This window comes from Falsiroseomonas sp. RANM36 (assembly GCF_056682175.1).
Genome location: NZ_JBWXTD010000007.1, coordinates 43,169 through 53,649 on the forward strand (window position 1 = coordinate 43,169; position 10,481 = coordinate 53,649).

General features: G+C 70.7%; 8 protein-coding genes and 1 pseudogene. 8 read left to right on the forward strand and 1 reads right to left on the reverse strand.

Going from position 1 to position 10,481, the window contains the following annotated elements; all coding sequences use genetic code 11:
* The 7 genes and pseudogenes from AC1MIR_RS24400 to AC1MIR_RS24430 form a co-directional block, all read left to right on the forward strand.
* On the forward strand, positions 1-894 hold an 894-nt coding region (locus AC1MIR_RS24400; RefSeq protein WP_480030774.1), incomplete at its 5' end, for an ABC transporter permease.
* Entirely contained in the window at positions 894-1,664 is a 771-nt protein-coding gene (locus AC1MIR_RS24405; protein WP_480030775.1) for an ABC transporter ATP-binding protein, read from the forward strand. The genes AC1MIR_RS24400 and AC1MIR_RS24405, both read left to right, overlap by 1 nt.
* A gap of 26 nt (positions 1,665-1,690) precedes the next feature.
* On the forward strand, positions 1,691-3,427 hold the full coding sequence (locus AC1MIR_RS24410) for a hydantoinase B/oxoprolinase family protein (RefSeq protein ID WP_480030776.1): 1,737 nt from the start codon (positions 1,691-1,693) through the stop codon (positions 3,425-3,427).
* Positions 3,424-5,490 carry a hydantoinase/oxoprolinase family protein gene (locus tag AC1MIR_RS24415; protein ID WP_480030777.1) on the forward strand — a complete coding sequence of 689 codons (2,067 nt, stop codon included), beginning with the start codon at positions 3,424-3,426 and terminating at the stop codon, positions 5,488-5,490. The genes AC1MIR_RS24410 and AC1MIR_RS24415 overlap by 4 nt, the downstream gene beginning before the upstream one ends.
* Positions 5,491-6,123: 633 nt before the next feature.
* Positions 6,124-6,513, forward strand: coding sequence for a RidA family protein (locus tag AC1MIR_RS24420; RefSeq protein ID WP_480030778.1), 390 nt, complete (start codon positions 6,124-6,126; stop codon positions 6,511-6,513).
* 91 nt (positions 6,514-6,604) lie between these two features.
* A pseudogene (locus tag AC1MIR_RS24425) lies at positions 6,605-7,354 on the forward strand (DDE-type integrase/transposase/recombinase); the annotation flags it as partial.
* A gap of 221 nt (positions 7,355-7,575) precedes the next feature.
* Positions 7,576-8,187, forward strand: coding sequence for a hypothetical protein (locus tag AC1MIR_RS24430; protein ID WP_480030779.1), 612 nt, complete (start codon positions 7,576-7,578; stop codon positions 8,185-8,187).
* Positions 8,188-8,296: 109 nt separating this feature from the next.
* On the opposite strand, the gene AC1MIR_RS24435 is transcribed toward AC1MIR_RS24430, so the two are convergent.
* On the reverse strand, positions 8,297-9,205 hold the full coding sequence (locus AC1MIR_RS24435; RefSeq protein ID WP_480030780.1) for an acetamidase/formamidase family protein: 909 nt from the start codon (positions 9,203-9,205) through the stop codon (positions 8,297-8,299).
* 437 nt (positions 9,206-9,642) lie between these two features.
* Between AC1MIR_RS24435 and AC1MIR_RS24440 the strand changes: the two genes are divergently transcribed.
* The coding region (locus AC1MIR_RS24440) for a serine dehydratase beta chain (RefSeq protein WP_480030781.1) at positions 9,643-10,481 on the forward strand (839 nt) is incomplete at its 3' end.

Below are 10,481 nucleotides of genomic sequence, written 5' to 3' on the forward strand. Positions count from 1 at the left end.
TTTGTGTTTTGGCCGGGGGGGGGGGGGGCGGGGGCGGGCGGCCCGCGGGGGCGGGCGGGGGGGCGGGGGCGTCCTTCCTGGTTCCGGCGCGCGCTGGGTGCGCTGGACCCGCTGGCCTTCGTGCTGCCGCTCGGCATCCTCGTCGCCTGGACCGGCATGTATGTGTTCGAGGTGATGCCGCGCGTGCTGCTGCCGAGCCCGTGGGAGGTGGTGCGCACCATCGGCGAATGGATGAACGCGGATTGGGCGCGCGGCCGCCCGGCCTATTTCTCCGGCACCTGGGCGGCGGATGCCATGGGCTCGGCCTATCGTGCGCTGGTCGGCTTCGTGATAGGCGCGGCGGCGGCGGTCGCCCTCGGCGTCTGGGTCGGCTGGAGCCGCACGGCGGAGCGCTTCTTCGACCCGACCGTGCAATTGCTGCGGCCGATGCCGCGCACCGCGCTGCTGCCCTTCGCCATCATCTTCTTCGGCCTGACCAACGCGTCCGCGCTGTTCCTGGTGATCTACGGCGTGTTCCTGCAGGTCTATGTGCAGGTGGTGACCGGGGTGAAGCTGGTCGGGCGCGACTGGAAGCGCGCTGCGGCGATGCTCGGCGCCTCTCCGGCACAGATCCTCTGGCGCGTGGTGCTGCCCGGCGCCTTGCCGCACATCTTCGGCGGGCTCCGCCTCGGCATCGCCTATGCCTGGACGCTGATGATCCTGGCCGAGATGTTCGCGGTCTCGGGCGGCTTCGGCTACATCCTCTGGCGCGGCTACGAGTTCATGCGCATGGACATCGTGCTGGGCGGGATGCTGATGCTCGGCATCTTCGGCTTCCTGTCGGACCGCGTGATCGTGCTGATCGGGCGCCGCAAGCTGGCCTGGGCGCAGGACATTGCGGGGAACCGGCTCTGATGGCCTTCGTCGAGGGGCGCGGGCTGGTCAAGCGGTACACCGGGGCCTCCGGCCAGACGACGACCGCGCTCGCCGGCGTGGACGTGGACATCCGCGAGGGACAGATCACGCTGCTGATCGGCCCTTCGGGATGCGGCAAGACAACGTTGCTGAACATGATCGCCGGCTTCGAGAAGCCGACCTCGGGCTCGCTGCTGGTGAAGGGCGAGGCGGTGAGCGGCCCGGATCCGCGGCGCGGCGTGATCTTCCAGGATCCCAACCTGTTCCCGTGGCTGTCCGTCTGGGAGAACGTAATGTTCGGCCCCGAGGTCCGCGGCGAGGATCGGCGCGCGGCGGAGGCGCGCGCCACCGAATTGCTGCGCATGGTGAAGCTCTATGATTTCCGCAACCATCGCCCCTATCAGCTTTCGGGCGGCATGCGGCACCGTGCGGCGATCATCCGCACGCTCGCGAACGACCCCGAGCTCCTGCTGGCGGACGAGCCCTTCACCGGCCTCGACGAGCACACGCGGCGGCGCCTGCAGGGCGACTTCCTCTCGCTGGTGCAGCGCACCCGCAAGACGGTGATCTTCGTCACGCACAACATCGAGGAAGCGCTGTTCCTGGCGGACCGCCTGGTGGTGATGAGTCCGGGCCCGGGTCGCATCAAGGAGGTCATCGAGATGGACCTGCCGCGCCCGCGCGACATCCTGAGCGACGCGTTCAACCGCTGGCGTGCGCGGCTCTACAATCTCATCACGCCTGACGTGATCGAGGAAGAGACGGCCTGACCGCGGCACAGCAAGGGATCTCGCACATGGCACCCGGCATCGCCGGCGACCGCATGGCGGTGGAGATCGTGGCGCATCGCCTGCAGGCCGCGGCCGAGGAGATGATGGCGACGCTGGTGCGGACCGCCTATTCGCCAAACATCAAGGAACGGCGCGACTGCTCGGTGGGCATCTTCGACGCGAAGGGGCAGTTGCTGGCGCTGACCGCCATCGCGCCGCTGCACCTCTCCTCCCTGCTCGGGCTGGTGGAGCATGTGACTCGCCGCTTTCCGCTGGAGACGCTGCGGCCAGGCGACGGCATCCTTGCGAACGACCCCTACAATGGCGGCGGCTCCCACCTGCCGGACCTCACCATCGCCACGCCGGTCTTCGCCGAGGGCGAAGTGATCGCCTTCGTCTGCAACATCGCCCACCATTCGGATGTGGGCGGCCGCGTGCCCGGCAGCGAAAGCGCCGACTGCACCTCCATCTTCCAGGAAGGCTTGCGCCTGCCGCCCGTTCGCCTGGTGCAGGGCGGCGCGGTGCTGCAGGACATCGTGGAGATCGTGCTGCTCAACAGCCGCACCCCGCGCGAACGCGAAGGCGACCTCAAGGCGCAGGTGGCGACCAACGCGACCGGCGTGCGGCGGATGGAGGAACTGGTGGCCCGCTTCGGGCGGGACGCCACGCTGGCCGCTTTCGACGCGATCCTGGCGCATGGCGAGGCGCGGGCGCGCGCCGCCATCGCCGCGCTGCCGCGCGGCAGCTGGAGCAACATGGAGATCATCGACAATGACGGGCTCGCCGCCGCCTCGCTGCGCGCCTGCGTGACCGTGACGGCGGCGGGCGACACGCTGCGCTTCGACTTCACGGGCACCGACCCGCAGATGCGCGGGGCGCGGAACATGGTGCTCGGCGCGACGCTCTCCTGCGTCTACTACGCGGTGAAGGCGCTCGTGGACCCGGACCTGCCGCCCAATGCCGGCACCTTCCGGCCCATCGAGGTGATCGCCCCGCCGGGCAGCCTGCTGAACGCGACGCCGCCCGCCGCGGTCGGGGACCGCTCCTCGCTCGGGAATGTCGTCGGCGACCTGATCTTCGGCGCCTTCGCGCAGGCCGTGCCGGAGCGCGTCATGGCTGGGTGCGGGCCGCTTTCCGCCATGACCTTCTCGGGCGTGGATCCGCGCAGCGGGCGCTACTTCGTGGACTACGAGACCTATGCCGGCGCGGCCGGCGCGCAGCACGACCAGGACGGCAAGGATGCGGTGCGCGTGCACATCTCGGGCGCAGCCAACCTGCCGGTCGAGGCGGCGGAGCACGAGTTCCCGCTTGCCGTGCTGCGCTACGAGCTCATCGAGGATTCCGGCGGCGCGGGAAGGTTTCGCGGCGGGCTCGGCACGCGGCGCGACGTGCAGGTCTTCGCGCAGGACGGGCGCCTGGTGGGCCGCGCGCTGCGCCAGGTGGCCGCGCCGCGCGGGCATGACCGCGGCCATGACGGCACGCGCGGCCGCTTCGTGCTGCGGCCCGGCCTCCAGGACGCGGAGACGCTGCCCGCCAGCTTCTCCGACCTGCCGATCGCGACCGGCGAGGTCGTGCGCATCGAGACCTCCTCCGGCGCCGGCTTCGGCGACGCGGCGCTGCGCGACCCGGAAGCGGTGCTGGCGGACGTGCTGGACGGCAAGGTGAGCACGGCGGCGGCGCGCAGCCTGTATCGCGTCGCGATCCGCGGCGGCGGGCTGGACGCCGCCGAGACCGCTGCGCTGCGCGACGGATCGCGCGGATGAGCGACCGATACGCGCTCGGCGTGGATGTCGGCGGCACCTTCACGGACCTGGTGCTGATCCGCCTGTCGGACGGCGCGATGGCGACGCACAAGGTGCCCTCGACGCCCGACGACCCGTCGCGCGCGATGGGGGAGGGCATCGCGGAGCTGCTGCGCCTGGCGGGCGTCGCGGCCGAGCGCGTCGGATGGTTCGGCCACGGCACCACCGTCGCGACCAACGCGATGATCCAGGGCCGCACCGCGCGCACCGGCCTCGTCACCACCGAAGGTTTTCGCGACACGCTGGAGATCCGCCGCCAGCGCCAGCCGCACAACTACAACATCCGCATCCCGAAGCCCCGCCCGCCCGTGCCGCGGCGCCTTCGCTTCGAGATCCCGGAGCGCCTGTTCCTGATGCAGCGCGCGCCGGTGGCGCCGCGCCGCGAGGACCTCGCACCCGCCATCACCGCGCTGCGTGCGGCGCAGGTGGAGGCGGTCGCGATCTGCTTCCTGCATTCCTATCTCGACCCATCGCACGAACAGCAGGTCGCCGCCTGGCTCGCGGAGGCGCTGCCGGGCGTCTTCATCTGTCCCTCGCACGAGATCCTGGCCGAGTTCCGCGAATATGAGCGGCTGTCCACCACGGTGCTGAACGCCGGCCTCGGACCGGTGATGAGCCGCTACCTCGACCGGCTGCAGGCGCGCTGCGCGGAACTCGGCCTGGGCTGCGCGCCGCACATCCTGCAATCCAATGGCGGCGTCGCCTCGCCGCGCGAGGCGGGAGAGAAGCCGGTGCGGACGCTGGCCTCGGGGCCGGCGGCGGGCGTGACGGGCGCGATCCATGCCTGCGTCGCCGCGGGCTTCCGCGATATCATCACTTTCGACGTCGGCGGCACCTCGCTCGATGTCTGCCTGGTGGAGGATGGCCGGCCCGCCATCGCGCGCGAGAAGGAGTTCGGCGGCTGGCCGGTGCGCTTCCCGATGCTCGACGTGCACTCGGTCGGCGCCGGCGGCGGTTCCATCGCCTGGGTGGATGCCGGCGGCTTCCTGCAGGTCGGCCCGCAGAGCGCGGGCGCGCATCCGGGCCCCGCCTGCTACGGCCGCGGCGGCACGCGCCCGACGGTGACGGATGCGAATGTCGTGCTCGGCCGGCTGCATCCCGAACGCCTGCTCGGCGGCCGCATGCCGATCCGACGCGACCTGGCGGAGGCGGCGATCGCGACGCATGTCGCGGAGCCCCTTGGCATGACGGTGGAGGAGGCGGCCGCGGCCATCCTGACGATCCTCAACGAGAACATGCTGCGCGCCGTGCGCCTGATCTCGGTCGAGCAGGGCCATGATCCGCGCCGCTTCGCGCTGGCCTCCTTCGGCGGCGGCGGACCGCTGCTGTCGCAGGCGCTGGCGGCGGAGCTCGGCATCCGCACGGTGATCGTGCCGCCTGGGCCGGGCCTGCTTTGCGCGCTCGGGCTGCTGGTCGCCGATGGCCGCACCGATTTCAGCCGCACCTGCCTGCTGCCGCTGGGGGCGACCTCCACGGTGGCGCTGATGCAGGCTTTCGCGGCGCTGGATGCCGAGGCCGATCGCTGGCTGGCCGCCGAGGCCGCGCGCGGCACCGCAGCGCGCCGCCTGCGCGCGCTCGACATGCGCTACCAGGGACAGAGTCACGAGCTGACCGTGCCGGTGCCCGACCTGCCCCCCGAGGCGCTGCCGGCGGCGCTCGCGGCCGCCTTCGCGCAGGAGCACGCACGTGTCTATGGCTACGCGACCGGCGCCGCCGTCCAGGCGGTCACGGCCCGGCTCAGCCTGAACGTCGCCGTCGCGCGGCCGCCCTCATCCGCCGGCATGGCCGGTGCGGGACGCGATGCGCTGGTCGGCACCCGCCCGGTGTGGTTCGCCGAGGCCGGCGGCTGGACCGACTGTCCGATCCATGACCGCGCGCTGCTGTCGCGCGGCGCCACACTCACCGGTCCCGCGATCCTCGAACAGATGGACACGACGACCGTCCTGCATCCCGGCCAGTCGTTGCGTCGCGACGATGCCGGCAACCTGATCATCACGACCGGCACTCAGGATGCGCATGGCTGACGCCAGGCCGCCGGCGCTCCGGCGGCGCGTCGGGACGTTCACCCTTGAGTGCGAACCGCCGGATCGGCGCAGCGTCTGCTCCAGGGTCCGCTCCAGTGCAGAGGCGCGGATGACGGTGTTCGCCTTCATCGAGGGGTTCTGCAACCCGACCATACGCCGCTCTGCCCCGGGCCACCTCTCGCCCATCCAACCCGAAGCCAGAGCCATGGCCGAACACGACCGATCCGGGTTTCGTTCTGAAATCGCACCATCAAGGGCGCGGCCGAAAGCCGTCCCGAACCTGCGCTTCGGCGCGGCGTCTCGGCCGTGAGGAAAAGATTGTGAGGAGGCCGACTGGAGCGGCGGTGGGAACCGGGACATGAAAGTCTCGGGCGATGCACGCGGCGGAGCGCCGTTAGCCCTTGCGGAACGTCTCGAAGCCGCCACCATGCCCGCAGCGCTGGCTCGGGTCGGAGAGCCGCGGGGGCGGAGCCGATCCCGCCGCCGACGAAGGGCAGGTACACCCGATCAGCAAGGAACACCGCGCCGCGCGTTGCATGCCGGCCGCTTGGTTCGCTGTCCGTCTGGAGGGCGGAACCAATACCCATCGGGGAATGCTGGTTCATCGCTGGCCGTGCGCATCGGAGGATGGCCGTGAAGGAAGTCATCGAGGTTCCCGTCCTTTCGGCCGCCATCCGCCGGTTGGGCGTGCCTCTCTCGCTGGTGACCCGGGCCAACGGGATGGTCTTCGTCTCCGGCACGCCCCCGCTCGATCTGACGACAGGAGCGCTGGTGAAGGGCGATATCGCTGTGCAGACCGCGGCGTCCCTGAAGGCGGTCGCGCATTGCCTCGCGGCCGCGGGCTCCCCGCTCGACCGTGCGGTCATGGTGCGCATCTACGCCGCCAATGCCGGGTTCTATGGCGCGATCAACGCGGTGTATGCCGAGTTCTTCCCGAAGGACCCGCCGTCCCGCACCTTCGTGCCGGTGGCTTCCTGGCCGATGGAATTCGACCTCGAAATCGAATGCATCGCATTGGCCTGAACGCAGCCCGCCGAGTGACGCCCCAGCACCGCATGTGTTTGATCCCAGGGTTTGGTGGTGCAGTCTTTTCGCCGGCATGGAAGGACGCGCTATGGGCCAGGTTCTTCACGGGAGCGCCCGCTCGACAGAGGCGGTCCGTCGCGCGATCCAGCATAGTCAAGCGAGCCTGAGGGACCTGGCACGCCGCTTCGGCGTCAACCCGAAGACCATCGCCAGGTGGCGCAGGCGCTCCTTGGTGGCCGACCAGCCCACCGGCCCGAAGGAGCCGCGCTCAACCATCCTGTCCGCCGAGCAGGAAGCCATCATCGTGGCATTCCGCCGGCGCACGCTGCTGCCGCTGGATGACTGCCTCTACGCCTTGCAGGCGACGATCCCGCAGCTGACCCGCTCCTCGCTGCACCGCTGCCTGCAGCGCCACGGGATCTCCCGCTTGCCCGACGTCGAGGGCGACAAGGCCACCAAGAAGGCGTCCAAGGCTTATCCAATCAGCGCTCGGCATGCCCCTTGAACCTTTGGCGGGGCACGCGTCGCCCACATCGACATTGCCGAGGTGCAGACCGCCGAAGGCAAGCTCTACCTCTTCGTTGCCATCGACCGTACCAGCAAGTTCGCCTTCGCTCAGTTGGTCCAGAGCGCAACGCGCGTCACGGCATCCGCCTTCCTCGAGGCCCTCGTCGCCGCCGTGCCGTACCGGATCCACACCGTGCTCACCGACAACGGCATCCAGTTCCGCTTCGCGCCCCGATACGCCGACGGCCCTACCGCCCGCTACATGACCCACATGTTCGATATGCGATGCCGGGACCACGGCGTCGAGCACCGCTTCACCCGTAACCCGCACCACCAAATGCCGGGACTAGACACCTAGAGTTCGGCTCCTGCGCGCGCGTCACGGTCTCACTCAACGAACGAGGCCGCATCGGCGCGACCCGTGCGGGCGGCACGACAGAAGTCCAATTGGTGCGCGACATCGAGCACGTCCCGCCGAGGTACATGGGGGCCATTGATCTGACGCGGTTCGCAGCGCACGGTTCGGGAGGACAAGCAGCGGAGGACCGACGCATGGCTGAGACGCTCGTCTTTCCCGGCACCGTGGAATGGTCCGGAGAGAACCCTGGCATCTCTCTCAAGGAAGCGCCGGATGGCCCCTTCACGACCCTCGCCTCGTTCTTTCGCGTGGTGCTCTCCCCGCATGGGCGCGGGCATGCGCTGGTGCTCATGCTGTCGCCGCAGGAGGCGGCGCCAGCCGCTGACCGTGCAAACCTTTGCCTGACCGACAACGAACCGCTCGCACGCTGGCTCGTATCCGACTACGTGGCCCATTTCGGCGCGTGGCGAGCGCTGCCGGGCCTAAGAGGGCTCGAATACCGAAGCCTCGACAGCGTGACATCAGGCGGCGATGCCATCAGCCGCTACAGCGAGACCGTGCGGGCTGGTGACCTGACGGTGGTGCTGGAGTGGTCCGGGCTGGGCAAGCCGTTCTGCTTTGCGTTGCCGCCCGAGCAATCCGCCACCGGCCGCCACCACATGCCGAGCCTGTTCGTCGGCTGCGACGCCGCTACGGTCACCGTGAACGAGCGTCGGCGCCCGGGTGCACCGGTCCCGCGGGAGATCGCGGGGCATCGCATCTCGACGGCGATGCTGGCCTTCTCGGAGACATGGATCCGCGTTTGATGGCAGCGACCGCCATTCCGCATGATCCACGTGATGGCGCAGCCCAGGGCATCTTCATCGCGGCCTGAGCGCCCCCGAACATCCGGCGGCGCGCGGCGCGACGTCGGTCCTACCGCTTCGCGAGCCAGCGCTTGGCGATGCGGCAGGCAACCGTGAAGGCGGGGTTGAAGACATTGCCGACATCGTAGCGGACGACCTGGCCCATCAGGTGGCTGGCGGCGCGGGCATCCAGGCCGTAGTCCTCGCCGAGCCAGCGCGACATCTCTGTCGTCGCGTGCTGCAGCGCCTGGTCCAGCGGCCGGGCATTGCCGACGGCGAAGATGTCGTCGGCCGTCTCGCCGCGCGGCCAGGTGATCGTCCGCTTCAGGACACGGAAGGTCACCTCCATCTCGAAGGATGTCTCGATGCCGGTCCCGACGATCTCCCCGTCGCCCTGGCAGGCATGCCCGTCGCCGAGATAGAAGAGCGCGCCGGGCACCGCGACGGGAAACCAGGCCGTCGTGCCGGGTGCGAACAGGCGGTAGTCCATGTTGCCGCCATGCTGCGCGCTGGTCGCGGTGGACAGCGCCTGCCCGCCCGCCGGCGCGACCCCGAAGCAGCCGATCATCGGCTGGAGGGGCGGCGCGAAATCCTCGAGCCCCTTCACCGTGTCCTGCAGCCGCACCGTCCCGGCCTCGCGGTCGATATCCCAGACAACGCGCTGCTGCGGTGGCCGGTCGAGGATCGCGGCCGGGTCAAGCACCGTCAGGGCGAGCGGCGAATAGGTCCAGCCGGTCGCCCGGCTCGGTGTCAGCCGGCCGATCCGCACCGCGAGCGTGTCCCCGGGCTCGGCGCCCTCGATGAAGAACGGGCCCGTCATCGGGTTCGGCCGGCTGGCGACGGTCACCTCCCGCGCGTCGAGGCCGGATGCATCGACCGTGTCGGTGATCACGGTGTCGCCATCAGCGACGCGCAGGCAGGGTTCGGCGATGCCGATCGCGTTGAAGTATCGTGTGGGATGGAAGCGGTGCGTGGCCATGGGCTCCCCGGGACATCTCGCTGGCATGGGCCGACCGGTCCGCGCCAAGGCTGCTCCCGTCACGCTAGGAACGGGGTCGCGCGGCGGTCAAGGCGCGGCGCGGGCGAGGGCTTCCGGCGCGAGTGGCCCCTGCACTGGCGAAGGCGGTGGACCGGGCTTGCCGCCGGCCTGGCCTCGTAGCGCGAGGCACTCACGCGCCGTTGCGCCTCCGCCAGCCGATGGCCGATGCCTGCCAGCCCCGTGATGATGCTTGGGACCGCCAAGCGGTAGCCCGCCGCGCCGCTTGACCGCCGCGGGCGCGGCGTGGAGCGTTGCGGGATGGAAGTCCCGCTCATCCTGCCGGCCGTCGGGATCGCGGTGCGGAGCTTGCCCGCGCTCGGCCTGTCCTCGATTGCGCTCGGCGGGGTCTGTTGCCGCCTCGTCGTGGTAGCCGCGCGATGAGCGAGGGCTGGATCGGGCTGTTCGACCTGTTCCGTATCGGCGTCGGGCCGTCGAGTTCACACACCGTCGGGCCGATGCTCGCCGCCGCGCATTTTGCCGCCTCGCTGGACATGCAGGCCGATGCGATCCGTGTGGAGCTGTTCGGATCGCTTGCCCTGACCGGCAAGGGGCACGGCACCGATACGGCGGTGATCCTGGGCCTCGGCGGCGCGCGACCCGACACGCTCGATCCGGACGATGCGGCGGCGATCGCAACGGAGGTCCGGCGGACGCGGCGACTGACCCTGCCGAACGGCCGACGCATCGGCTTCGATTCCGACAGCGATATCGTCTTCCGTCCACGCGAGACGCTGCCCTTGCACCCCAATGCGCTGCGGCTGACGGTCGGCGGCACGTCGCGCAGCTACTACTCGGTCGGCGGCGGCTTCGTCGTGGACGAGGCTGGCCAGCCGCTTGGCGGGGATGGCGGCGATGCAGCGCAGGTGCCGCATCCCTTCACGAATGCCGCCGAACTGCTGGCGGCCGCTGACGCGGCGGGCCTCTCGGTCGCAGGATTGATGCGCGCCAATGAGACGGCGCTGCGCAGCCCCGCCGAGCTTTCGGCCGGTATCGCGCGCATCCGCGAGGCGATGCGCGCATGCGTCGCGCGCGGCCTGCGCGCCGAGGGCGAGCTGCCGGGAGGCCTGCGCGTGCGCCGTCGCGCGCCCGGCCTGCTGCGGCGGCGGGGGGGCCCCCCCCCCCCCCCCCCCGCGCGGCACGACCTCCGCACCGAGCGGACCAACGGCATGGCACGGTTCAGCCTGGAACGCGCCGAGCGGGCGGTCGCGGAACGGAT

Excerpts from the sequence above, each read along its gene's own strand:
- AC1MIR_RS24405 (WP_480030775.1), top strand. The coding sequence starts at position 894 with ATGGCCTTCGTCGAGGGGCGCGGGCTGGTCAAGCGGTACACCGGGGCC.
- AC1MIR_RS24410 (WP_480030776.1), top strand. The coding sequence starts at position 1,691 with ATGGCACCCGGCATCGCCGGCGACCGCATGGCGGTGGAGATCGTGGCG.
- AC1MIR_RS24415 (WP_480030777.1), top strand. The coding sequence starts at position 3,424 with ATGAGCGACCGATACGCGCTCGGCGTGGATGTCGGCGGCACCTTCACG.
- AC1MIR_RS24430 (WP_480030779.1), top strand. The coding sequence starts at position 7,576 with ATGGCTGAGACGCTCGTCTTTCCCGGCACCGTGGAATGGTCCGGAGAG.
- AC1MIR_RS24435 (WP_480030780.1), bottom strand. The coding sequence starts at position 9,205 with ATGGCCACGCACCGCTTCCATCCCACACGATACTTCAACGCGATCGGC.